20 protein-coding genes are annotated in these 23,192 nt (G+C 65.7%); 6 read left to right on the forward strand and 14 right to left on the reverse strand.

Features of this window, described 5'->3' with window-relative positions; translation table 11 throughout:
- From fdhF to AB7531_RS31320, 3 genes are read left to right on the forward strand one after another with little or no spacing between them, the layout of a single operon-like run.
- Window positions 1–2,874 (forward strand): formate dehydrogenase subunit alpha, encoded by a 2,874-nt coding sequence (gene fdhF / locus AB7531_RS31310; protein WP_063984539.1) that lies wholly within the window; start codon window positions 1–3, stop codon window positions 2,872–2,874.
- Window positions 2,875–2,878: 4 nt separating this feature from the next.
- On the forward strand, window positions 2,879–3,709 hold the full coding sequence (gene fdhD / locus AB7531_RS31315; protein WP_063984540.1) for a formate dehydrogenase accessory sulfurtransferase FdhD: 831 nt from the start codon (window positions 2,879–2,881) through the stop codon (window positions 3,707–3,709).
- Window positions 3,696–3,932, forward strand: a complete 237-nt coding sequence (locus tag AB7531_RS31320; RefSeq protein WP_028151503.1) for a formate dehydrogenase subunit delta — start codon at window positions 3,696–3,698, stop codon at window positions 3,930–3,932. Before fdhD ends, AB7531_RS31320 begins: the two co-directional genes overlap by 14 nt.
- Here the strand turns inward: AB7531_RS31320 and AB7531_RS31325 are convergent.
- The 14 genes from AB7531_RS31325 to AB7531_RS31390 all read right to left on the reverse strand — a co-directional run bounded on the left by AB7531_RS31325 (window position 3,889) and on the right by AB7531_RS31390 (window position 21,254).
- Entirely contained in the window at window positions 3,889–6,876 is a 2,988-nt protein-coding gene (locus AB7531_RS31325; protein ID WP_063984541.1) for a bifunctional [glutamine synthetase] adenylyltransferase/[glutamine synthetase]-adenylyl-L-tyrosine phosphorylase, read from the reverse strand. The genes AB7531_RS31320 and AB7531_RS31325 overlap by 44 nt on opposite strands.
- The gene (locus AB7531_RS31330; protein ID WP_063984542.1) at window positions 6,873–8,327 is read right to left on the reverse strand and encodes a sensor histidine kinase; all 1,455 of its coding nucleotides are present in this window, start codon (window positions 8,325–8,327) and stop codon (window positions 6,873–6,875) included. Before AB7531_RS31330 ends, AB7531_RS31325 begins: the two co-directional genes overlap by 4 nt.
- A complete protein-coding gene (locus AB7531_RS31335) occupies window positions 8,311–8,991 on the reverse strand; it encodes a response regulator transcription factor (RefSeq protein WP_063986547.1) in 681 nt (226 codons plus the stop codon). Before AB7531_RS31335 ends, AB7531_RS31330 begins: the two co-directional genes overlap by 17 nt.
- Before the next feature lie 274 nt (window positions 8,992–9,265).
- Window positions 9,266–10,843 carry a Do family serine endopeptidase gene (locus AB7531_RS31340; RefSeq protein WP_028149896.1) on the reverse strand — a complete coding sequence of 526 codons (1,578 nt, stop codon included), beginning with the start codon at window positions 10,841–10,843 and terminating at the stop codon, window positions 9,266–9,268.
- 219 nt (window positions 10,844–11,062) lie between these two features.
- Window positions 11,063–12,406, reverse strand: a complete 1,344-nt coding sequence (locus AB7531_RS31345; protein WP_063984544.1) for a methyl-accepting chemotaxis protein — start codon at window positions 12,404–12,406, stop codon at window positions 11,063–11,065.
- Window positions 12,407–12,534: 128 nt separating this feature from the next.
- Entirely contained in the window at window positions 12,535–13,017 is a 483-nt protein-coding gene (locus AB7531_RS31350; RefSeq protein WP_063984545.1) for a cytochrome c-type biogenesis protein, read from the reverse strand.
- Window positions 13,018–13,021: 4 nt separating this feature from the next.
- On the reverse strand, window positions 13,022–15,001 hold the full coding sequence (locus tag AB7531_RS31355) for a heme lyase CcmF/NrfE family subunit (protein ID WP_063984546.1): 1,980 nt from the start codon (window positions 14,999–15,001) through the stop codon (window positions 13,022–13,024).
- Window positions 14,998–15,507: a cytochrome c maturation protein CcmE gene (gene ccmE / locus AB7531_RS31360; RefSeq protein ID WP_063984547.1), complete on the reverse strand. Its 510-nt coding sequence runs from the start codon at window positions 15,505–15,507 to the stop codon at window positions 14,998–15,000. The genes AB7531_RS31355 and ccmE overlap by 4 nt, the downstream gene beginning before the upstream one ends.
- Window positions 15,508–15,544: 37 nt before the next feature.
- Window positions 15,545–16,654 (reverse strand): c-type cytochrome biogenesis protein CcmI, encoded by a 1,110-nt coding sequence (ccmI, locus tag AB7531_RS31365; protein WP_063986548.1) that lies wholly within the window; start codon window positions 16,652–16,654, stop codon window positions 15,545–15,547.
- A 131-nt stretch (window positions 16,655–16,785) separates the two neighbouring features.
- Entirely contained in the window at window positions 16,786–17,055 is a 270-nt protein-coding gene (locus AB7531_RS31370) for a hypothetical protein (RefSeq protein WP_028149902.1), read from the reverse strand.
- 99 nt (window positions 17,056–17,154) lie between these two features.
- Entirely contained in the window at window positions 17,155–18,558 is a 1,404-nt protein-coding gene (locus AB7531_RS31375) for a hypothetical protein (RefSeq protein WP_063984548.1), read from the reverse strand.
- A 161-nt stretch (window positions 18,559–18,719) separates the two neighbouring features.
- Window positions 18,720–20,096: a sensor histidine kinase gene (locus tag AB7531_RS31380; RefSeq protein WP_063984549.1), complete on the reverse strand. Its 1,377-nt coding sequence runs from the start codon at window positions 20,094–20,096 to the stop codon at window positions 18,720–18,722.
- A 92-nt stretch (window positions 20,097–20,188) separates the two neighbouring features.
- Entirely contained in the window at window positions 20,189–20,863 is a 675-nt protein-coding gene (locus AB7531_RS31385; protein WP_014496705.1) for a response regulator transcription factor, read from the reverse strand.
- Window positions 20,864–21,098: 235 nt separating this feature from the next.
- On the reverse strand, window positions 21,099–21,254 hold the full coding sequence (locus AB7531_RS31390; protein ID WP_187387765.1) for a hypothetical protein: 156 nt from the start codon (window positions 21,252–21,254) through the stop codon (window positions 21,099–21,101).
- 236 nt (window positions 21,255–21,490) lie between these two features.
- On the opposite strand from AB7531_RS31390, the gene ku reads away from it, so the two are divergent.
- The 3 genes from ku (at window position 21,491) to AB7531_RS31405 (ending at window position 23,140) form a co-directional block, all read left to right on the forward strand.
- Window positions 21,491–22,465 (forward strand): non-homologous end joining protein Ku, encoded by a 975-nt coding sequence (ku, locus tag AB7531_RS31395; protein ID WP_063984550.1) that lies wholly within the window; start codon window positions 21,491–21,493, stop codon window positions 22,463–22,465.
- A gap of 60 nt (window positions 22,466–22,525) precedes the next feature.
- Window positions 22,526–22,762, forward strand: coding sequence for a hypothetical protein (locus tag AB7531_RS31400; protein ID WP_063984551.1), 237 nt, complete (start codon window positions 22,526–22,528; stop codon window positions 22,760–22,762).
- Window positions 22,763–22,960: 198 nt separating this feature from the next.
- Window positions 22,961–23,140, forward strand: a complete 180-nt coding sequence (locus AB7531_RS31405; protein WP_028149907.1) for a hypothetical protein — start codon at window positions 22,961–22,963, stop codon at window positions 23,138–23,140.
- Window positions 23,141–23,192 lie beyond the last annotated feature (52 nt).

Below are 23,192 nucleotides of genomic sequence, written 5' to 3' on the forward strand. Positions count from 1 at the left end.
ATGTCTCTGATCGAAGAAATCGACTACGGCACACCGCGCTCCAAATCGACGACGATGGTGACGCTGACCATCGACGGGAACCAGGTCACGGTGCCCGAGGGCACCTCGATCATGCGGGCCGCGATGGACGCGGGCCACCAGATCCCAAAGCTCTGCGCGACCGACATGGTCGACGCGTTCGGCTCCTGCCGTCTCTGCGTCGTCGAGATCGAGGGCCGCGCCGGCACGCCGGCCTCCTGCACCACGCCCGTGATGAACGGCCTCGTCGTGCACACCCAGAGCGAACGGCTGAAGAAGCTGCGCAAGGGCGTGATGGAGCTCTACATCTCCGACCATCCGCTTGACTGTCTCACCTGCGGCGCCAACGGCGATTGCGAATTGCAGGACATGGCCGGCGCCGTGGGCCTCCGCGACGTGCGCTACGGCTACGAGGGCGAGAACCACGTCTTCGCAAAATCCCATGGCGAGATCAACGCCGCCTGGATGCCGAAGGACGAGTCCAATCCTTACTTCACCTACGATCCCTCCAAGTGCATCGTCTGCTCGCGCTGCGTCCGCGCCTGCGAGGAAGTGCAAGGCACCTTCGCACTGACCATCTCTGGCCGCGGCTTCGACAGCCGCGTTTCGCCCGGCATGAGCGAGAGCTTCCTCGGCTCCGAATGCGTCTCCTGCGGCGCCTGCGTGCAGGCTTGCCCGACCGCGACGCTGACGGAAAAGTCGGTGATCGAGATCGGCCAGCCCGAGCACTCCGTCGTCACCACCTGCGCTTATTGCGGCGTCGGCTGCGCCTTCAAGGCCGAGATGCGCGGCGAGGAAGTCGTGCGCATGGTGCCGTACAAGGACGGCAAGGCCAATCGCGGCCATTCCTGCGTCAAGGGCCGCTTCGCCTGGGGCTACACCAACCACAAGGAGCGTATCCTCAACCCGATGATCCGCGAGCGGATCGAGGATCCCTGGCGCGAAGTGTCCTGGGATGAGGCGTTCTCGTTTGCCGCTGCCAAGATGCGCGGCATCCAGAAGAAATACGGCCGTGACGCCATCGGCGGCATCACCTCGTCCCGCTGCACCAACGAAGAAACCTATCTGGTGCAGAAGCTGATCCGCGGCGGCTTCGGCAACAACAATGTCGACACCTGCGCCCGCGTCTGCCACTCGCCGACCGGCTATGGCCTGTCGCAGACCTTCGGCACGTCGGCCGGCACGCAGGACTTCGACTCGGTCGAGGACACCGACGTCGCGGTCATCATTGGTGCAAATCCCGCCTCCGCTCACCCGGTGTTCGCGTCGCGCCTGAAGAAGCGGCTGCGCCAGGGCGCAAAGCTGATCGTAATCGATCCGCGCCGGACCGAAATGGTGGAATCACCGCACGTGAAGGCGCTGCACCTGCCGCTGATGCCCGGCACCAACGTTGCGGTCGTGACCGCGCTGGCGCATGTCATCGTCACGGAGGGCCTCGCCAACGAAGCCTTCGTGCGCGAGCGCTGCGACTGGGCCGAGTTCGAGGAATGGGCCGCCTTCGTCGCCCAGCCGAAACACAGCCCGGAAGCCACCGCGATCCTCACCGGCGTCGATCCGCAGGTGTTGCGTGAAGCCGCGCGCATCTACGCCACTGGCGGCAATGGCGCGATCTATTACGGCCTCGGCGTCACCGAGCACAGCCAGGGCTCGACCACCGTGATCGCGATCGCCAACCTCGCGATGGCGACCGGCAATATCGGCCGCCCCGGCGTCGGCGTGAACCCGCTGCGCGGCCAGAACAACGTGCAGGGCTCTTGCGACATGGGCTCGTTCCCGCACGAGCTGCCCGGCTATCGCCACATCTCGGGCGACGCCGTGCGCGACCAGTTCGAAGCACTCTGGAACGTCAAGCTCAACCCGGAGCCGGGCCTGCGCATTCCCAACATGTTCGATGCCGCAATCGAAGGCACGTTCATGGGCATCTACGTGCAGGGCGAGGACATCCTCCAGTCCGATCCCAACACCAAGCACGTGGTGGCGGCGCTGTCGTCGATGGAATGCGTCATCGTTCACGACCTCTTCCTGAACGAGACCGCAAACTACGCCCATGTCTTCCTGCCCGGCTCGAGCTTCCTCGAGAAGGACGGCACCTTCACCAATGCCGAGCGCCGCATCCAGCGCGTCCGGAAGGTGATGTCACCGAAGAACGGCATGGCCGACTGGGAGGTCACCATCGCCCTCGCCAAAGCCATGGGCTTCGAGATGAACTACAGCCATCCGTCCGAGATCATGGACGAGATCGCGGCACTGACGCCGACGTTTACCGGCGTCTCCTACGCCAAGCTCGACGAACTCGGCTCGGTGCAATGGCCCTGCAACGAGAAGGCGCCGGAGGGCACCCCGGTGATGCATATCGGCGGCTTCGTCCGCGGCAAGGGCAAGTTCATCGTCACGGAATATGTCGCGACCGACGAGCGTACCGGCCCCCGCTTCCCGCTGCTGCTCACCACGGGCCGCATCCTCAGCCAGTACAATGTCGGCGCGCAGACAAGGCGCACCGAGAACGTGGTCTGGCATGCCGAGGACCGGCTCGAGATTCATCCGCACGACGCCGAGCAGCGCGGTGTACGCGACGGCGACTGGGTGCGGCTCGCGAGCCGTGCGGGCGAAACCACGCTGCGCGCGGAGATCACCGACCGCGTCTCACCGGGCGTCGTCTACACCACCTTCCATCACCCGGACACGCAGGCCAACGTCATCACCACCGACTATTCGGATTGGGCCACCAACTGCCCCGAATACAAGGTCACGGCGGTGCAGATCTCGCCGTCGAACGGCCCGTCCGACTGGCAGAAGGCCTATGACGCGCAGGCGCAGCACTCCCGCCGCATCGCGCCGGCCGAGGCCGCGGAGTAACGGCATGCACGTGCCGGTCCAGGCCATCGACCGCGAGATCTGGCGCGACGGTGCCGCGTCCGAAGGCACGCGCCTGATCCCGGAGGAGACGCCGCTGGCGCTGACCTATAACGGCGGCAGCTATGCCGTCATGATGGGGACGCCGCAGAACCTCGAGGATTTTGCGGTCGGCTTCAGCCTGGACGAAGGCATCATCAGGTCGGTCGACGACATCAAGTCGCTCGAAGTGGTCCGCCTCGACGACGGCATCGAGCTGCGCATGTGGCTGGCGTCGGAAGATGCCGCGCGCATCAGCGAGCGGCGGCGGCACATTGCCGGCCCGACCGGCTGCGGCATTTGCGGCATCGATTCAATCGCCGAGGCCGTGCGGCCTGCGGCCGTCGTCCCACCAGGGTCCAGCTTCACGCCGCAACAGATCATGACGGCGATACAGGCGATCGCGCCCCTGCAATCGATCAACATGCAGACGCGCGCGGTCCACGCCGCGGCCTTCTGGTCGCCATCGAATGGCATTGTGGCCCTGCGCGAGGACGTCGGCCGCCATAACGCGCTAGACAAGCTCGCAGGTTCGCTGGCGCGCAGCCGGACGGACGCTAGCGTGGGCATGGTGCTGCTGACGAGCCGTGTCTCGGTCGAGATGGTGCAGAAGACGGCCGCAATCGGCGCCCCGGTGCTGGTCGCCGTCTCGGCGCCCACCGCGCTCGCGGTTCGCACCGCGGAAGCCGCCGGCATCACGTTGATCGCGATTGCCCGCAGCGATGGGTTTGAAGTATTCACGCACCAGAGTCGCGTTACGGCTCATCGTGCTCAGGAGATTATCGATGTCGTCGCCTGACCGCCTCGTCTACATGGCCAACCAGATCGGTACCTTCTTCAAGAGCCAGGGCCACGACAAGGCCGTGCCGGGGATCGCCGACCACATCAAGAAGTTCTGGGATCCCCGGATGAAGCGCGCGATCTTCGCCCATCTCGACGCGGGCGGCGCAGGCCTGGAGCCGAACGTGCGCGAGGCTCTCACCTCGCTGAAGCAGACGACGTCCCTTCCAGCAGCGCCGTAAATACGCGCCTCACCTCGCTCTGCGTTTCCTTCACGCGCGCCTCCAGCGACGAGAAGTCGGGCGCATCGCCGGCGCGCGCCATCACGCGCTGAAGGTCGGTGCCGGCGGTCTCGGGCTTGAAGCCGTCGCTGACGCAGAGCCGCAGGATCTGCGTCAGGTCGTGATAGAGCCGCGCCGCCGCGCGAAGGATCTCCGCCTCCGATTGCGGGAGCACGTTGAGCTTGGCGGCGTTGTCCAGAACCTGAAGGGTGCTGACGTCGAGAATTTCAGGCTTGTCATGGGCGTGCACGAGCTGGAGATATTGCGCGATGAAGTCGATATCGACCATGCCGCCTGCAGCGTATTTGAGATCCCAATGGTCGCTCTCGCCCTTCTCCTGCGCGATGGCGCGCCGCATGTCGGCGACGTCGTTGGCAATGGTCGCCCGATCGCGGCGGCGGGTCAGGACATCGCGGATGATACGCTCGATCCGCTCACGGAATTCATCCGAGGCCGATACCACGCGGGCGCGGGTCAGGGCCATGTGCTCCCAGGTCCAGGCCTCGTTGGCCTGGTAGTCCGCGAATGAGACGAGGCTCGACGCCACCGGACCGGCGCGTCCCGACGGGCGCAGCCGCATGTCGATCTCGTACAGCACACCGTAATTGGTGCGTGTGGTGAAGGCACTGATCAGGCGCTGGGTGAAGCGCGCGAAGTAGTGGGCGCCCTGAAGCGATTTGGCCCCGTCGGAGTCCGGATTGTCGCTGTCGAAATCGTACAGCAGGATCAGGTCGAGATCGGACGATGCCGTCATCTCGCGGCTGCCGAGCCGGCCCATCGCGATGATCGCGGTCTCCTGATCCTTGATACGTCCGTGTTGGGCGGCGAAGCGTTCGGCGACAAGATCGTGCACGGTGTGGACGATGCCTTCGGCGACATCGGCGAAAGCCGTGCTGGCCTGCTGCGCCGAGACAGTACCGGAGAGAATGCGCGTGCCGATCAGGAACAGGCTCTCCTGCCCGAACAAGCGGAGACGGTCGAGAAATTCCTCATAGGAGTCGGCGTCGCGCACCGTCGCGGCCAATCGCGCCGACAATTCCTGCTTGTCCGGCATCGCGCCGAAGAATCTGGGATCGATCAGGCCGTCCATGAGCTGCGGCTTCCGCGCCAGCATCTCGCCGAGCCGCGGCGCCGCGCCGAGCACCAGCGCCACGAGCGCGACGAGATCGCGGTTCTGGCCGAGCAGCGTGATCAGCCGCCCGCCAAGCTGGAGTGCCTGGAGGAACTGATCGAACGCCACGACGGCGCGATCCGGCTCCTCGGCCCGCGCGAGGCCGTCGATCAGGGCCGGCACGAATTCGACGAAAGCGCTTCGCGTCTGGTCGTTGCGGAACACGCGGTAGTCGCCTGTGATCCAGTCGCGTATGGTCTGCGCGAGCGCGGCCGGCTTCTTGAAGCCGAGCGTCGTCAAATATTGCAGCAGGCGCGGATCGTCAGGACCTGCGCTGTAGTCGAGCGCCGGCAGCTTTGCCGTGCCGGTCGGGTCATCGCCCTCGAACAGCTTTTCGTAATGTCCCTGCACGATCTGGAGCTGCCGCAACAGGTCGCGCGCAAAGGCTTCGCGATCCGGATAGCCAAAGAAGCGCGCAAAGCGCTCGACCGCCTCCTTGTCGTCGGGCAACGCATGGGTCTGCTCGTCGGCGATCATCTGGAGGCGGTGCTCGACGCGGCGCAGGAATTCATACGCAATGGTCAGCTCGTCACGCGCGGCAAAGGTGATCCAGTTGCTGGTGGCGAGAATATCGAGCGCAGCGAGCGTCGGCCGCACCCGCAACTCCGGATGGCGACCGCCGGCGATCAGCTGCTGCGTCTGCGCGAAAAATTCGATCTCGCGAATGCCGCCACGCCCGACCTTGACGTTGTGCCCCTCGACCGCGATCTCGCTCTGGCCGCGATAGGTCTGCATCTGACGCTTCATGTCGTGGACGTCGGCAAGCGCGGCGAAGTCGAGATGCTTGCGCCAGACGAACGGCGCGATTTCGGCGAGCAGCGCCTCGCCCGCTTTGGCATCGCCGGCGCAGGCACGCGCCTTGATCATCGCAGCACGCTCCCAGGTGCGCCCTTCCCGCTCGTAATAGTTCAGCGCGGCGTCTCGCGAAATCGCCACTTGCGTCGAGGACGGATCGGGACGCAGGCGCAGGTCGACGCGGAAGACGTAGCCGTCATAGGTACGCTGCTGGAGAATGCGCGCCACGCCCTGCGTCACCCGCACGAAGAACGGCTGCGGCTCGATGTCGGGTGCGAGCGTCGTGGCATCGGGATCGAAGAACACGATGAGGTCGATGTCGCTGGAATAGTTCAGCTCGCCCGCCCCCATCTTGCCCATCGCGAGCACGATCAGGCCGCAGCCCTCTTCCGGAGCTTCGGGATTCGGCGGCAGGATCTTCCCACGTGCGGCTTCCTGCCGCAGCTGGTACTGGAGCGCCGCCTGCACCGAGGATACCGCGACATCGGTCAGCGCCGCCGTCACCCGCATCACCGGCCAGACGCCGCCGATATCGCACAGCGCAGTGAGAAGCGCCGCTTCGGCCTTCATCCTGCGAAGCAGCCGCATCACCTCGGCTTCGTCGCCTGCCGCGAGCACCGCGTCCCTCGCCTCCGCGATCAGCAGGGCGAGATGCGCATCCGGATCGCATTCCAGCAACCGGATCAGCCGCAGCGGGTCAGTGCGCACCAGATCGAACAAATAGGGCGAGAATTCTGCGATGCCGGCCAGAATATCCCGCGCGAAGGGATGAGCCAGCAACACGCCAAGACGGGCCGATTGCGCCGGCTCGAGCTCGGCCAGCCAGCTTTCAAGACGTCGTTCGTCGGTGGTGGAAGCGGCAATATGGGGAGCCTCCGCAAAGCGCGCGGCGAGGCTCTCACCAGTCTTGTCCGCGTTTCCCGGCGCGGAGTGGTTCATGCCACCTTCTGTGGCACATCCTGCATTGGCGGAGCAACCCTGTCGCCGGCGCGCGCCGGGAGCACCAGCGTGGCGACGAGGCCAGGCTGGGCATCACCCAGCCGCAATTCTCCGCCATGCAACGTCGCAACCGCGGCGGCAAGGCTGAGACCGAGGCCGGAGCCCGGCAGCGTGCGGCTGGCTTCAAGCCGCACGAATCGCTCGACGACATGCTTGCGGTCGGCTTCGGGGATACCAGGGCCACGATCGGTGACGCTGAGCAGCACCTGGTCTCCCTCGCGCCTCGCCTCGATGATGATCTGCCTGGAGTCCATGCTGACCACGGTTCCACCGGTCTGCGCGACCGGCTTGCCGTACTTGATCGCGTTCTCGACCAGGTTGGCGAGCGCCTGGCTGATCAATTCGCGGTTGGCGTGAACCGGCGTCGGCTCGGCCTTGACCTTCAAGGTCATGCCATCGTCCTCGGCCAGCGGCTCGTAGAGCTCGTGGATGCCGCCCGCGACTTCGGCGGCGTCGAAATCATCCATGTTGCCACGCGCCTGGCCGGACTCGGCGCGCGCGATCATCAACAGCGCATTGAAGGTGCGGATCAAGCCGTCGGATTCCTCGATGGTCCGCTCCAGCGCCGCTCGGTAATCGGTCTCGCTGCCCGATTTCGCCAGCGCCTCCTCGGCGCGGTTGCGCAGACGCGTCAGTGGCGTCTTGAGGTCGTGGGCGATGTTGTCGGAGACTTCCTTCAGCCCCGCCATCAGCGCCTCGATCCGCTCCAGCATCGCATTGAGGTTTTCCGCAAGACGATCGAGTTCGTCGCCGCTGCGCCCCACCGGCAGGCGCCCGCTGAGATCGCCGGTCATGATGCGCTGCGCGGTGCCGGTCATCGCATCGATGCGCGTGAGCACGCGGCGCGCGACGAAGATGCCGCCGCCGAGGCCCAGCACGACCACGATCAGGATCGACCATTGCGCGGCCTTGGCGACGATCCCGAACAGGCGCCGCCGCTCGTCGAGGTCGCGGCCGATCAGGAGGCGGAAACCGTTTTCGAGCTCGGTGACGCGCACCAGCGCGCGATGGTCGCGCTCGTCGGCGTCCTCGATCCGCTTGTAGGCCGTCTCCGACCAACCGCGCGTCGCCATTACGCCCGGCGCCAGCGAGCCGACATTGCCGGCGATCGCCTGCCCGGTCGGCGTGGTCACGAGATAGAGGTTGGCGCCCGGCCGCAGCGCCCGGTACTCGATCGCGAGCACGAGGCCGCGCAGGCCGCGACGGCCGTAGATCTCGTTGATCTCCGAGGTCTCGGCATTGACCGTCTGCGTGATTTCCTCGGTGATCAGCCGCCGCGTATTCCAGGCGAAATAGCCGAGCAGCGAGGCCGCGAAAATCGCAAACAGGAACAGGTAGACCAGCGTCAGCCGGAATGCCGTGGTGCGGACGAGTTTACCGAATGCCGTCACGGATCATGTATCCGGCGCCGCGGATCGTGTGCAGCAGCGGCCGCTCAAAACCCTTGTCGATCTTGGAGCGCAGCCGCGAAATGTGCACGTCGATCACGTTGGTCTGCGGATCGAAATGGTAGTCCCAGACGTTCTCCAGCAGCATGGTGCGCGTCACCACCTGGCCGGCATGCTTCATGAGGTATTCGAGCAGGCGGAATTCGCGCGGCTGGAGCGTCAGCTCGTCCTTGCCGCGGGCGACGCGATGGGACAGCCGGTCGAGCTCGAGATCGCCGACGCGGTAGAGCGTGTCCTCGGCCGGACCGCCGCGGCGCCGTGACAGCACTTCGACCCGGGCCAGCAGCTCGGCAAAGGAATAAGGCTTCGGCAGATAGTCGTCGCCGCCGGCGCGCAGACCCTTGATGCGATCGTCGACCTGCCCGAGCGCGGAGAGAATCAGCACCGGCGACGAGTCGCCCTTGTCGCGCAACGCGCCGATCAGGGACAGGCCGTCACGCTTGGGCAGCATGCGGTCGACCACCAGCACGTCGTAATCGCCGCTCTCGGCCATGGCGAGGCCTTCCTCGCCGTCGGCGGCGTGGTCGGCAATGTGTCCGACTTCACGAAACGCCTTCACGAGATAGTCGGCGGATTCGCGGTCGTCTTCGATGATGAGGAGGCGCATCGTGCGTTCGGCGGCGGTCAAGGGGGTCAACCTTCTCTGAACATGGCGCGAGCGGCAATCGCATGCAAGCCAAGCAAACGGGACTTGGGTAGGCAAAAAGGCGGGCGGTGAAGCTGGGGGGACCTCACCGCCCTAGGCCTTCCGACGGAGGGGGGCGTAATTCCACCGGAAGGTAGGCTGGGGGAGCGGGCCTTACGCTGCTCCCCCGAAGGGCGTCGGCGGCGGGGGCGACTGATGCCGGCGACACCCCTCATCTCGTAGACCTCCTGACGGCTTAGCCCTTGGCGATGGGCACGGCGACGAAGCGCGACTGGCCGCCGCTCTTCACGCGCATCAGGACGCTGTTCTTGTTGTCGGTCCGCGCCGTGTTGATGGCGTCGCGGACTTCGCCGGCGGTGCTCACGCTCTTGCCGCCGACTTCGAGAATGACGTCGCCTTCCTTGAAGCCGCGTTCGGCCGCGGCGCTCTTCGGATCGACTTCGGTGACCACGACACCTTCCTTGCCGGCGCCGGCGACGGAGTCGGCGGGCGCGACGGTCATGCCGAGCTTGGGCACGTCGGTGCCACGGCTCGCACCCTTGCCGCTATCCTTGTCGGTGTCGGCCTTGGCCTCGATCGTGTTCGGCAGCTGGCCGAGGGTGAGGTTCACGACCTTGTCCTGGCCCTTGTGCAACACGTTGAGCTTCACGGTCGCGCCGGGCGCCATGCCGCCGATGGTACGGGCAAGCTCGCGGGCATCCTTGACGGATTCGCCGTTGACCGAGGTGATCACGTCGCCGGACTCGATGCCGGCCTTCGCCGCCGGACCGTTCGCCTGCGGCTCCGCCACCAGCGCACCTTCAGCCTTCTTCATGCCGAGGCTGTCGGCGATATCGGACGTCACCGGCTGGATCTGGACGCCGATCCAGCCGCGGCTGACCGAGCCCTTGTCCTTGAGCTGGGCCACCACGCTCTTCACGGTGCTCGCGGGAATCGAGAACGCGATGCCGACGCTGCCGCCGGAGGGCGAGTAGATCGCGGTATTGACGCCCATCACCTCGCCGTTGGTGTCGAAAGCGGGACCACCGGAATTGCCCTTGTTCACGGGCGCATCGATCTGGATGAAATCGTCATAGGGACCGTTGCCGATGTCGCGGCCGCTGGCCGACACGATGCCCGCAGTCACGGTACCGCCGAGGCCGAAGGGATTGCCGACCGCGAGCACCCAGTCGCCGATCCGCGGCTTGCTGTCGGCGAGCTTGGCGAACGGGAAGTTCGAGCTGCCCTCGACCTTGATGAGGGCGAGGTCAGTGCGCTGGTCGGTGCCGATCACCTTGGCGGTATAGGTCTTGCCGTCGTCGGTCGTGACCTCGACCTTGTCGGCGCCGTCGACCACGTGGTTGTTGGTCACGGCAAAACCGTCGGCGGAGATGAAGAAGCCGGAGCCCTGGCCCTGCACGACGCGGCCGCGGCCACCCTTCTGGCCCGGGAAACCATCCGGACCGCCGAAGCGGCGGAAGAACCGCTCCATCGGCGAGCCCGGCTGGAACGGCGAGGAGGAATCGTCGCCATCGTCGTTGCTTGCGGTCTTCTCCTTGATGTTGACCTTCACCGAGATCACCGACGGTTTCACGCGCTCGACGATGTCGGCGAATCCGACCGGACGCTCAACCTTCCGGACCTCGTTGTTGACCTGCGCATGCGCCGGGCTGGAGAACAGCTCGCTCGGCGAGGTCGACGGGCTGAAGCCGTGGACGGCAATCCCGAGGCCAGCGACGACCGAAGCCATCAGCGCGATCCTGCGCGCGGAGAAAACCGACCGGCGGGGCGGCCGGTAGGACGGAAGGTTCGTAAGGTCGGGACGGTCGGTCATGCAGGAATCTCCAAGGCCTTGAATTCTTTCGGTGCCGGATGGCAGCACGTTACGGACATGAAGATGGGGGCTCCCGCCTTACCGTGCGCTGGCGGCGGGGTTAAACTTTTGTAATGAAGGGTCGCGCCGTTGCGGCAGTTTATCGCACGCCGAAAGTCGTGGCCTTACAGGAACTTAATCGAGTTCCCCTGACGAGCGTCGAACACGCCTTTGGCGAGATCAGCTCGCCCTCACGCTGACGATGAATTCGTCGACTTCACGCTTCAGGGTTTTGGCCTGCTGCGACAGATCGACGGCGGAATCGCGCGCTTCGGCCGCCATGCGGCCGGTCTCCGCCGACGTCGAGGTGATCTGGACGATGTGGTTGGAGACGTCCAGCGTTCCATGCGCGGCATCCTGCGCGCTGCGGGTGATGTCCTGCGTGGCGTTGCGCTGCTGGGCGGTGTCGACCTCGATGCCCGACATGATCGACGAGATCTCCGACAGCGTCTTCGAGATGCCGTCGATCGCGCCGCGCGTCTCCGCGGTGATGCCCTGGATGCTGGCGACGTGCGAGGTGATCTCCTCCGTCGCCTTGCTGGTCTGGTGCGCGAGGCTCTTCACTTCGGAGGCAACCACGGCAAAACCCTTGCCGGCGTCCCCTGCCCGCGCCGCCTCGATGGTGGCGTTGAGCGCCAGCAGGTTGGTCTGCGAGGCGATCGCCTGCACGAGCTGCACGACCTCGCCGATCTTGTCGGCGGCATCCGACAGCGTGTGGATGGTGTCGCGGCTCTTCTCGGCCTGCGTCGCCGCGCCTTCGGCACGCTGCGTCGCGTCGGTGACGCGGCGGCTGATCGTGCCGATCGAGTTCGTCATCTCCTCGGCCGAGCCCGCGACGATCTGCACGCTGGCGCTGGCCTGGTTCGCCGCGCTCGCGACTGCATTGGCCTTGGAGCTCGTGTCGTTGGCCGTACGTGACAGCGTTTCGGCATTGCTCTTCAGGTGCGCGGCCGAGGACGCCACGCTGTCGACCACGCTGGCAACGAGATCGTTGAAGCGCTTGATCCGGGCGTCCAGGAATTTCGACCGCTCGGCCTGATGCTGCGCTTCGTGTAATTGCTGCTCGGTGAGGCGCCGCCGCTCCAAGCCGTTGGTCTTGAACACTTCCAGTGCGCCGGCGAGCAGGCCGATCTCGTTGGTACCGCCGAGACCCGGAACAGGCGTCTCGAATTTCTGATCGGCGACCTCACGCATGGCGTGCACAATCGCCGCCAGCGGATTGAGGATGCCGTTGCGCACAGCGAACCAGGTGGTGAGGCAGATCGCGACAGCGACCACCGCGATCACGCCGCAGGCGATCAGGAAATAGGAGAATGCCGCCTGCGCCTGCTGGTAGATCAGCATTGCATGCTCGCGCGCGGGGCCGCTGAGCGCGGCGAAATCCGACGACAGGCTGGTGATCTCGTTGTTGAGGTAGAGCACCGCGACGAAGCCGGTGCCGCCGCCGATGCCCAGCAGGAACAATAATGCAGCGACGACGGCGCCGACCAGGAAGCGGATCGTCAGATTGCTGTTCGTGAACATCGGCTGAGGACTCAAAAATCTGGAATCGAATTTCGCGACAAGCTTCCAGACAAAGGTCAACAGAGCATGAAACACGCGGCCGCAGACGGCCTACGTATCATTACGTAGGCCGGGACGACTTGAAGTCGCTAGGACGACTTCGTCTCGTCCGACATCAAGGCTGCGAGCCGAGCCTCTTCCTCGGGCGTGAGCGGCGGAGCTGGTAGGTCTGCACCGCTTCGCGCGCGCCGGCGGATTTGCAGCCAGAGCGCCAGGCCGCCGCCGATCAGCAGCAGCGGCGCGAGCAGCCACAACAACACGGTCTGCCGCTCGAAGCGCGGCTTGAGCAGCACGAACTCGCCATAGCGCGCGACCAGGAAGTCGAGCACCTGCGAATTGCTGTCGCCGGCAGCGATCCGCTCGCGCACCAGCAGCCGCAGATCGCGCGCCAGCGGCGCGTCGGAATCGTCGATCGACTGGTTCTGGCAGACCATGCAGCGCAGCTCGCGCGATAGGTCGCGGGCGCGCACCTCCTTCGCGGGATCCGACATGATCTCGTCGGGCTGCACGGCGTGGGCGGCGGGCAAAGCCAGCAGCGTGAGCGCAACGATCGTGACCATCATCCGCCGCATCGGATCACTCCGCCGGCTGAAGGCGCTGCTTGGCCCGCGCCGGCTTCGGTGCGCCGACCCGCAGGCGCCGATCGGACAGCGACAGCATGCCGCCAAAGGCCATGAGCACCGGTCCCCACCAGATCAGCAGCACCAGCGGCTTGTGATAGATGCGCACCGCAATGGCGCCATCGGCAGTCGCGTCGCCGAGAGAAACGTAGAGCTGGCTCGCGCCGCGCGTCAGCAATGCGGCCTCGGTGGTCGAGGACCCGCGCGTCGTGAAGTTGCGCTTGGACGGCGTCATGACGCTGATCTTCTCACCGTCGCGGCTGACGTTGAACTCGGCGATCATCTCGCGGAAGTTCGGCCCCTGACGCTGGGACAGGCCGTCGAGCTTGAGATCATAGCCGGCGACGTGTGCAACGTCGTTCTGCTTCATGGTCGCGATATACTCGCTGTTCCAGGTGGTCTCGCAGACGATCCCGATCAGCGCGACGCCGAGGCCCGCATGGGCAAACACAGAACCCCAGGCCGAACGCGGCAGGCCGCGGGCCCGGTGCAGCGTCGTTGCGAACGGCAGGCGGAACAAACCGGTCCGTTCGGACAGATCGGTCACGGCACCGGCGATGACGAAGACTCCAAGCCCAATTGCCAATGGTGCCAGCGCACTGCCACCACGGGTCCAGGCCCAGACGATGGCGATCACAACGAGCGCGGCAACGCCCGCCGCAAGCAGCCGCTGGGTGACGCCGAGCAGATCGCCGCGCTTCCACGCCAGCATCGGCCCGAACGGCACCACGAGCAGCAGCAGCGCGAACAGCGGGACGAAGGTGAGATTGTAGAAGGGCGCGCCGACCGACATCTTGAAGTCGAGCGCTTCCATCGCCAGCGGATAGAGCGTGCCGAACAGCACGACCGCGCAGGCTACGCTGAGCAGCAGATTGTTCAAGACCAGCGCGCCCTCGCGCGAGATCGGCGCGAACAGGCCGCCCTGCTTCAACGAGGTCGCGCGCCCTGCGAACAGCGACAGGCTGCCGCCGATGAACAGGCAGAGGATCAGCAGGATGAACACGCCGCGCGTCGGATCGGTGGCGAAAGCGTGCACGGAGGTGATGACGCCCGAACGCACCAGGAAGGTGCCGAGCAGCGACAGCGAGAAGGTCAGGATCGACAGCAGGATGGTCCAGACCTTCAGCGCGTTGCGCTTCTCCATCACCAGCGCCGAGTGCAGCAGCGCCGTGCCGGCGAGCCACGGCATCAGCGAGGCGTTCTCGACCGGATCCCAGAACCACCAGCCGCCCCAGCCGAGCTCGTAATAGGCCCAGTACGACCCCATCGCGATGCCGAGGGTCAGGAAGATCCAGGCCACCAGCGTCCACGGCCGCACCCAGCGCGCCCAGGCCGCGTCGATCCGCCCCTCCATCAGCGCCGCGATGGCGAAGGAGAACGAGATCGAGAAGCCGACATAGCCGAGATAGAGCATCGGCGGATGCACGGCGAGGCCGATGTCCTGGAGCACCGGATTGAGATCGCGTCCCTCGATCGGCGGATTGGCGATGCGCAGGAACGGATTCGATGTCACCAGGATGAAGAGATAGAAGGCGCTGGCGATCCACGCCTGCACGGCCAGCACATGCGCGCGCAGCGACAGCGGCAGATTGTTGCCGAAGGCGGCGACCATTCCGCCGAACAGCGCCAGGATCGAGACCCACAGCAGCATCGAGCCTTCATGGTTCCCCCACACGCCGGTGATCTTGTAGATCAGCGGCTTCATCGAATGGGAGTTCTCGTAGACGTTGGCGACGGAGAAATCCGAATTCACGTGAAGCATCACGAGCGCGATGAACGACGCACCGACGAACAGCAGCTGCGCCAGCGCGGCGGAGCGCGCCACGTTCATCAGCGCGTCATCGCGCAAGCGCGCACCGATCAGCGGCACGATGGACTGGATCAGCGCCAGGCCAAGGGCTAGCACCAGCGCGTAGTGTCCGGATTCCGCGATCAACGCACTGCTCCCTGCGGGTTGCCCTGCGCGGTCGTCGCCGCGGGCTTGACGCTATCAGAAGCCTTGGCGCCGTAATCGTCCTTCCAATGCCCCTGCTTCTTCAGGGCATCGGCGACTTCCTTGGGCATGTAGGTCTCATCGTGCTTGGCGAGCACGGTGTCGGCCTTGAACACGCCATTGGCGTCGAGCGCGCCTTCGGCGACCACGCCCTGCCCTTCCCGGAACAGGTCGGGCAGGATGCCCTTGTAGGCGACCGGCAGCTTGGCGCCGCCGTCCGCAACCTCGAAGGTCACGGCGAGATTATCGCCGCGCTGGAGCGAGCCGGGCTGCACCAGGCCGCCGAGACGAAACCGCTTGCCGGGCTCGACGTGCTTTTCGGCGACCATCGTCGGCGTCGAGAAGAACACGATGGAGTCGCGCAGAGCGTTGAGCACCAGCGCGGCTGCAAGCGCGAGCACCGCGAGGGAGCCGCCGATGATGGTCATACGTCGCTGCTTGCGCGTCATCGCGTATCCGTTCTCCGCTCGCCTCGTCCCGACATCGTCATCCGTCGAGCCCGAGAGTCTTGAGGCCTTCGTTGAGCTGGCGCAGCCGCGCGGCGTCGTTGGCGACCGCCTGTCGGGCGTCGGTCGAAGCGCCCATTGCCCTGTCACGATCGCCCATCACGAGATAGGCGCGCACCAGGCGCAGCCAACCCTCGACATCATCGCCGTTCTGCTTCAGCCGGGTGGCCAGGCGTTCGACCATGCCGCGCACCATCGCGTTGCGATCGCCCTCGTTCATGTCCTTGGAGGCTGCGATCGTCTCGTCAGACAGCGCCGGCATCGTAGCGCCACCGCCGCCGACCCGCGCCAACGAGGTCTGCACCAGAGGACGCCACGGCGCATCCGCCGGCGCTTTCGCCAGCAGTGCGCGCCAGATGTTGGCGGCATCGTCCTTGCGGCCATCCTGCTCGGCGGCAAGCCCGAGGAAATAGTTCGCCTTGGGATCGTCCGCGTTCAGGCCACGCGCGCGCTCGAATTCGGTCTTGGCCTCGGCGGTCACCACACCGCCGGCAGCAGCCGCGATCGCCTCGCCGAGATCGGCCCGGCGCTCCGAACTCTCGCCATTGTAGGTGAGCGAGTTGCGATAGGCGCGCACCGCATCGTCGAAGCGGCCGAGCCGCACCAGCACCGGCGCGAGCACGTTCCAGCCGCGCCCGTCGGTCGGATTCTTGTCCAGATGCTGCTCGACCTGCACGACGAGATTCTCGAGCGCCATGCCGGACCCGGCCCCGCGCTCCCGCTGCGCCAGGGGAAAGTCCTGAAGCCTGGGCGAGCCGAGCGGCATGTAGACGCCGATCGCAATGAGCGGCAGGCCGGCAAGCGCCAGCACAGCCGCCGCGCGGCGCCATTTGAGGCTCGATGTCGGTTCCGATACCGGCTCGCTCCCGGCCGCGGCAAGCAGCCTGCGGCTGATCTCGACACGTGCGGCCTCGGCTTCCGGCGCGGCGATCAGTCCTGCGGCGAGATCACGCTCGATCTCGGCCAACTGGTCCTTGTAGACCGCGACCTCGCTCCCCTGATTTTGCGCGCGTCCGCTGCGGCCGAGCGGCAGAAGCACGGCGAAAATCGCCGCGACCGTCATCAGCGCGAACACGAACCATAGCGTCATCTGGCAAGCTTCCGGCGGCGCGCGAACCGCGCCCATAGGTGGCTTTACACCACGGCCGGACGATGCGGCAATTGACAATTGTCAATTCGGCGCGACCGCACACAGTCCCGAAACTGTGAAAATCCAACGGCTTAACGGATCTCGAAGTCCGCGCTTTGAGCCGCGTCCTCGCCGTGCCCGTTGAAGGCCCTCAGGAAGTATGTTCCCGGCTCGATTGCTTCAGGCAATTTGATGCGCAACGCCCCGACGGGAACGGGCGATGCAACCCTGGTGACGGTCTCAGGCAGTTGCCGGCCGCTTGCCTTCTCGATCAGCACCACCTTCGCGCCAACCATCAGCCTCTGATACTTGGCGACAATGACGCGGTTTTCAATTTCGATGGAGCTGATAAGGGGTTTCATGCGCCCACAGATAGAAATTCCAAAATCTTGCACGGCGACCGTAGGGCCCGCCACCGGCACCGTCAACCACAAATTGTGATCACAAAAAAATGCGCTTGATCAGCTTGCCCGCGACGATTTGCGCTCGCCCGTGGCCGCGTTCTCCGCGGCGCGGCTCATCAGCGACGCATAATCATCGCCGAACAGCACCTGGCAGAAGCGGATCGCGGCCTGCACCTGCTGCTGCCGATAGGTGCGGACCTTGTGATCGGCCGCACGCAGCGACTGCACCAACTGCTCGGTTGAGCGTTCGACATATTGCTGGAGATCGGAATAGGTGCGCAGCGTCACCTCGTTGATCGCAAGCTCGCTCGCATAGTTGCGGCAGGTCGCGACGAAATCGATCAGCGCCGCGGTTTCCTCGACCTCGGTGCTGTCGATCCGCGCCCCCGGCGGAATGTCCTTCTCGGCGCGCTGGCGCAGGATGCGGCGAACGCGGCCGGGAACGCTGTCGATCTCCGATTGCAGCGCATTGGAGATGTCGGCCCGGATCGAGGTCAGCTGCTTGCCCCAGACGGAATCGTTGCGCAGATCGAGCTCCGTGCGAAGACCGCGCACGCCGTCATGCAGCGCCTTGAGATTGTCGGCGACGTTCTCGAAATGGCCGCGCTTGATGTCCATGCGCAGGATCGCGGCAACGCAGGACAAATCATGCAAAGCGATCGTGACGGCCACGCCGTAGGGCGTCGCCGCGACGCGGATCTCGTCGTCGGACGCGGCAATCTTGATGGCGAGGCGGATGATCTGCCACGGCGCGGTCATCCGCTGCACAACCATCGACAGCGCGAAGGGCAGCATCTGCGGCGTCTGGAGCGCGGGGATGTTGAGCGTGGAAGTCACTGACGCGATTTGGGCTTCGCCGAAGGCACGCAGGAAGCGCGGCAGCTTCTCGTTCAGCGTAGCGATGGCCTCCCGGACCTGAAGCACCGCTCCGATCGAATAGAGGTCCTCGATCACGTTGGGCGGGCCGACGCGGGCGAGCGCGCGCGACTTGTCGCCGCCGCCGGGACCCGTCAGCCCGAAGATGGCATCCGCGGCCACCGCCTGGAGCTTCGCGGCGAGGGCTTCGACCTGCCCTGCACTGTCTGAAGCCGGCATGCGCGCCAGCGCCGCCTCGAATTCGTTGACCTTGTCGGGGGCGCCATCGCGGCCGAGCCATTGCCAGATCGGATGCAATGAGGAGCGGCGGATCTGGCCGACCCTGACAGGGGCGCCCGTCTCGACCAGGAACGGTTCCAGCACCTGGAACAACAGCCGCGACAGATCGTCCGTGCGCGGCGGCGCAGCCTCGTCGACTTCGGTCTTGCGGACGATCTTGCGCAGCTGCTCGAGCACGAGCGTCGCCACCGCCGTGTCCTGGCCGCGCTCGAGCGCGCGCTCGAACTCCCGCATCAGCAGCGCCTGCGACTGCGGCGGGAGCTGCGCGAGATATTCCCTCAGCCGCTCGATCGATGTCTGGCTCATGCGCCCGGGTGATGCACGATAAAATGGCAGACGTGGGATGCGTCCTGCGCGATCATAGATGGGGCCCACTTAAGAAGCCGTTTAGGAAGTCGCTGCGAAATAGCTCCGGTTTGGTCCGGATCGGTGCCGGACCGGTCAAATAGTCGAGCCGGAACAAAGGATTATATTCCGGGGAGGACCAGCTCCGCCCGCAGGCCACCAGTCGGGGCGCCCGCGAGCGAGAGGCTGCCGCCATAGAGCGCGGCGAGGTCGGTCACGATGGACAGGCCGAGTCCCGAGCCGGGCTTGGACTCGTCGAGCCGCTGGCCGCGCCGGGAGACCTGGGCGCGCTCGGCCTCCGACAGTCCGCGGCCATCGTCGTCGACGATGATCCGCAGGCGCGGGCCGGCGCCCGTCTGGTGCGGCGCTTCCACCAGAACCTCGATGAAGACCTGCGAGGCCGCCCATTTGCAGGCATTGTCGACGAGATTGCCGACCATCTCCTCCAGATCTTGCCGCTCGCCGCGAAACTTTGCGGACGGATCGGCCTTCGCCTCGACCAGTATCCCGCGATCGCGATGGATCTTCTCCATGGTCCGCCGCAGCGCCTCGATGACGGGTGCGACCTCCGTCACGGTCGCGACCACCGAGACGCGCGCCGCGATGCGCGCGCGCTCCAGATGATGGGCGAGCTGGTCGCGCATCACGTCCGCCTGCTCCATCACCTTGGCTGCGAACGGCTCGGTGGCGTGCGTGCCGGCCTCATTCACGATCACCGAGAGCGGCGTCTTGATCGCATGGGCGAGATTGCCGACATGGGTGCGCGCGCGCTCGACGATCTCGCGATTGGCATCGATCAGCGCGTTGGTCTCGCGCGCCAACGGCGCGATCTCGACCGGGAATTCACCTTCGAGCCGCTCCGCCCGCCCCGAGCGGATGTCGGCGATAGATTCCGAGATGCGCTTGAGCGGCGCGAGACCGAACCTCACCTGGAACACCGTGGTCAGCAGCAGCACGATGCCGAGCGCGGTGAAGGTGCCGCCGAGATAGTAGTCGAAGCTCCGCGTCTCGTCGAAAATCTCGGTGTCGTCGCCGGCGACGCTGACCAGATATTTGCCGTCCGCGCCGAGATCGACCGGCCGCTCCACCATGCGGAGATTCTGTCCCTCGGGCCCGTCGACATAGGCGAGGCGGATGCCGGCAGCGGTGAGCTCGGTGCCCTGCTCCTCCAGCTTCGGCAGCTTCTTGTCCCAGAGCGAGCGCGAGGAGCGCACCTCCGGCTTTTCGGTGTCGGTCCGCGTGATCTGCCAGTACCAGCCCGACAGCGGCAGCTCGAACAGGGGCTCGCCGAGCGACTGGAATTGACGGTCCGGCGGCTCGTCGGGCGTCGCGACCTCCGCGATGAGGGTGCGCAGATAGAGATTGAGCCGGCGGTCGAAGGCGCGCTCGGTGGCGCTCTTGTAGACCGACGACAGCACCACCCCGGTGATGGCCAGGATCACCACGAGCCACGCCGTCGCCGACAGGAACAGGCGGTTGGCAAGCGAGCTAGCGGCCATCGGAAGGATCCCGGCAGGCGCAGGGGGGCGGGGCGTCGGACGTCATGACCGGACCAAGGCCCCTGTTCGGCCGGCCGTCAAGTCCTGACGCCTCAAGCGCCGGGAGCAGGCGGCGGGGTCAGGAGATAGCCGAGGCCGCGGACGGTCTGGATGATGTCGACGTCGAGCTTCTTGCGGATGCGGCCGACGAAGACCTCGATGGTGTTGGAGTCGCGGTCGAAGTCCTGGTCGTAGAGGTGCTCGACCAGCTCGGTTCGGGACACGACGCGCCCCGAATGGTGCATCAGGTAGGCCAGAAGCCGATATTCGTGCGAGGTCATCTTGACCGGATTGCCGGAGACGCTGACCCGTCCGGTCCTGGTGTCGAGCGTGACGGGGCCGCAACTCAATTCGCTCTGGGCATGGCCGGTGGAGCGGCGCAGCAGCGCGCGGATGCGGGCCAGCACCTCCTCCAGATGGAACGGCTTCGGCACGTAATCGTCGGCGCCGGCATCGAACCCCTGGACCTTGTCGCTCCAGCGGTCGCGCGCGGTGAGGATCAGGACCGGCATGGTGCGGCCGTTGCGGCGCCAGGCTTCCAGCACCGAGATGCCGTCCTTCTTCGGCAGGCCGATGTCGAGCACAACGGCATCGTAGGGCTCATTATCGCCGAGATAATGCCCCTCCTCGCCGTCGAAGGCACGGTCGACGACGTAGCCGGCGTCGGTCAGCGCCTTGGTGAGCTGCCGATTGAGATCGGGGTCGTCCTCAACAACAAGCAGGCGCACGCTTCTCTCCAGAAATAGACTGCACAATCGATCGCCAGAGATGAGCAATTCCGGCGTGAACTGAATATGAACACGGGGAACCGGCCGCGTTACTTTTTGGTCATATAGAGCTTCTCAAGCGCCGACGCGACTGCGCCCGCCAGGCAGCCACCGGACGAGCCGGCGGGCGTGGCGGGCGCAATGTGCCGCGTTACGCGACGAGTCGGAAGGTCCGAACCGTCCCGTCGATCGGCCGTCAGGTCCGGAAGAACACGAACCAGATGACGGCAAGGATCAGGACCGCGAGCCCCGTCGAGATGGTAAGCAGAGCCGCCACTGACGGCCCGGGCTCGCCCTGACGCGCCTCGGTGGCGGTTTCGACGATCTGATCGTGCTCTCGCGCGGTTGCCATATTGCCCTCAATCTCTGGATGTCGGCTGCGGTGGTCGCGCCCCCCCTCGCGGCCTGATGTCTTGAGCCAACGCGTGATTGGATATGATGTTCCGGCTTTTGCCGCTGCATCGGGCTGCAACCCCGCGCCGGGCGGCCGGTTAACGCAGTTGCAAGATTCCGCAATCCGCCTTGCTATGATTCGTTGTTCCCCGATGGTATCCTCGTCCTCTGTCCCCGTTGCGTTTGGAGTAGCCCATGGCCCCCCGCGCCAATTGGAAGGGTTTTCTGCGTCTGTCGCTCGTGACCTGCCCGGTCGCGCTGTATCCGGCCACTTCGGATACCGAGAAGGTCTCGTTCAACCAGATCAACCGCAAGACCGGCCACCGGATCAAGTACCTCAAGGTCGACGCCGAGACCGGCGACGAGGTGACCTCCGAGGACATCGTCAAGGGCTACAAGGTCGACACCGACACCTATATCGAGGTCACCAAGGACGAGCTCGACGACATCGCGCTGGACTCGACGCACACGATCGAGATCGACGAGTTCGTGCCGAAGACCGATATCGACAGCCGCTATTTGATCCGCCCCTATTATCTCGTGCCTGACGGCAAGGTCGGCCACGACGCCTTCGCGGTGATCCGCGAGACCATCCGCAGCATGGACAAGGTCGCGATCGGCCGCGTCGTGCTGACCAACCGCGAGCACATCATCGCGCTGGAGCCGCTCGAGAGCGGCCTGATGGGCACGCTGCTGCGCTATCCCTACGAGGTCCGCAGCGAGAAGGAATATTTCGACGACATTCAGGACGTAAAGCTGACCAGGGACATGCTCGACCTTGCCAAGCACATCGTCGAGAAGAAGTCCGGCGCGTTCGAGCCCGAGCTGTTCGAGGACCATTACGAGACGGCGCTGATCGACCTCATCAACAAGAAGCGCAGCGGTGCACCGATCGCGGCGAAGGCCGCGCCGAAGACCGGCGGCAACGTCATCAACCTGATGGACGCGCTGAAGAAGAGCATCGCCAGCGAGAAGGACATGGCGCCCGCGGCCAAGGCCGCCAAGGAGCCCGTCAGGGAGACCGTCAAGGGCAAGAAGCCGAAGAAGCGCGTCGAGGGCCAGCGCGAGATGCTGCTGCCGATCACCGGCAAGGGTGGCAAGACTGCAGCAGCCAAGGAAGCGCCCCCGAAGAAGGCCGACAAGCCGGCGCGGGCGAAGAAGGCCGGTTAGACGCAATCCGCGTCTGCAATCGCGCCGTGATGTCTCCCCTCGCCGATCGGCCGGCCTGACATGCCCTGGTCGACGGCGTTCGACGATCCCGTTCGCGCAAGTCACAAGCGCAAGCTGCTGACACTGCAAGACGCGGCGGACTACATCATGCAGCTGCCTGAGGACGCACAGCACGAGGTGCACTGGCAGACCGCCATCGAGACGTTGATCAACGCAGCCGAGACAGGCGGCGGCTGGGTGATGTTCGCCCGCATCGCGATGTTGCGGGCGCTGAATGCGGACGGCCGCAACCGATGAGCGCCTTGGTTGTCGTCCTTTGTTGTCATCCCTGGCAGGCATCCGTGCCGACCGTGACGAACAGGCTCAACAAACCGTTAATCGGCGCCCTCGTGTCCAGCACGACAGGGTATTCCTACGGGCGACAAAATTAACCGTTGGTTCCCCTTATGCGCAGCATGGTTCCGGCTCCGATCGAGCCAAGGTTCGCGTGCCCCCGTGCAGCAGGACGTCAGAAAGAACTACATCAGCATCGTGAACGACGCGCCTGATCACGAGCAGGCGGCGAGCACCGCGCCGCGGCCGCAGCCGGGCACGATGAAGGACTTCGTCGGCCGTCTCGCGACCGTGCTGAAGCGCCGCCTCCCCGCCGCACCGGGCCCGACCATCACGCCCTGACAGACACCGCGGCTTCCGCGCGTCCTTGCGGAGGGCGGTCGATTTGAATCCA

This window comes from Bradyrhizobium sp. 63_E2_N1_3 (assembly GCF_052076005.1).
Classification (GTDB): Bacteria; Pseudomonadota; Alphaproteobacteria; order Rhizobiales; family Xanthobacteraceae; genus Bradyrhizobium; species Bradyrhizobium barranii.

Bases quoted from the DNA above. Each gene is read 5' to 3' on its own strand.
- fdhF (WP_063984539.1), top strand. From the start codon at position 1: ATGTCTCTGATCGAAGAAATCGACTACGGCACACCGCGCTCCAAATCG.
- fdhD (WP_063984540.1), top strand. From the start codon at position 2,879: ATGCACGTGCCGGTCCAGGCCATCGACCGCGAGATCTGGCGCGACGGT.
- AB7531_RS31320 (WP_028151503.1), top strand. From the start codon at position 3,696: ATGTCGTCGCCTGACCGCCTCGTCTACATGGCCAACCAGATCGGTACC.
- AB7531_RS31325 (WP_063984541.1), bottom strand. From the start codon at position 6,876: ATGAACCACTCCGCGCCGGGAAACGCGGACAAGACTGGTGAGAGCCTC.
- AB7531_RS31335 (WP_063986547.1), bottom strand. From the start codon at position 8,991: ATGCGCCTCCTCATCATCGAAGACGACCGCGAATCCGCCGACTATCTC.
- AB7531_RS31340 (WP_028149896.1), bottom strand. From the start codon at position 10,843: ATGACCGACCGTCCCGACCTTACGAACCTTCCGTCCTACCGGCCGCCC.
- AB7531_RS31345 (WP_063984544.1), bottom strand. From the start codon at position 12,406: ATGTTCACGAACAGCAATCTGACGATCCGCTTCCTGGTCGGCGCCGTC.
- AB7531_RS31350 (WP_063984545.1), bottom strand. From the start codon at position 13,017: ATGCGGCGGATGATGGTCACGATCGTTGCGCTCACGCTGCTGGCTTTG.
- ccmE (WP_063984547.1), bottom strand. From the start codon at position 15,507: ATGACGCGCAAGCAGCGACGTATGACCATCATCGGCGGCTCCCTCGCG.
- ccmI (WP_063986548.1), bottom strand. From the start codon at position 16,654: ATGACGCTATGGTTCGTGTTCGCGCTGATGACGGTCGCGGCGATTTTC.
- AB7531_RS31370 (WP_028149902.1), bottom strand. From the start codon at position 17,055: ATGAAACCCCTTATCAGCTCCATCGAAATTGAAAACCGCGTCATTGTC.
- AB7531_RS31375 (WP_063984548.1), bottom strand. From the start codon at position 18,558: ATGAGCCAGACATCGATCGAGCGGCTGAGGGAATATCTCGCGCAGCTC.
- AB7531_RS31380 (WP_063984549.1), bottom strand. From the start codon at position 20,096: ATGGCCGCTAGCTCGCTTGCCAACCGCCTGTTCCTGTCGGCGACGGCG.
- AB7531_RS31390 (WP_187387765.1), bottom strand. From the start codon at position 21,254: ATGGCAACCGCGCGAGAGCACGATCAGATCGTCGAAACCGCCACCGAG.
- ku (WP_063984550.1), top strand. From the start codon at position 21,491: ATGGCCCCCCGCGCCAATTGGAAGGGTTTTCTGCGTCTGTCGCTCGTG.
- AB7531_RS31400 (WP_063984551.1), top strand. From the start codon at position 22,526: ATGCCCTGGTCGACGGCGTTCGACGATCCCGTTCGCGCAAGTCACAAG.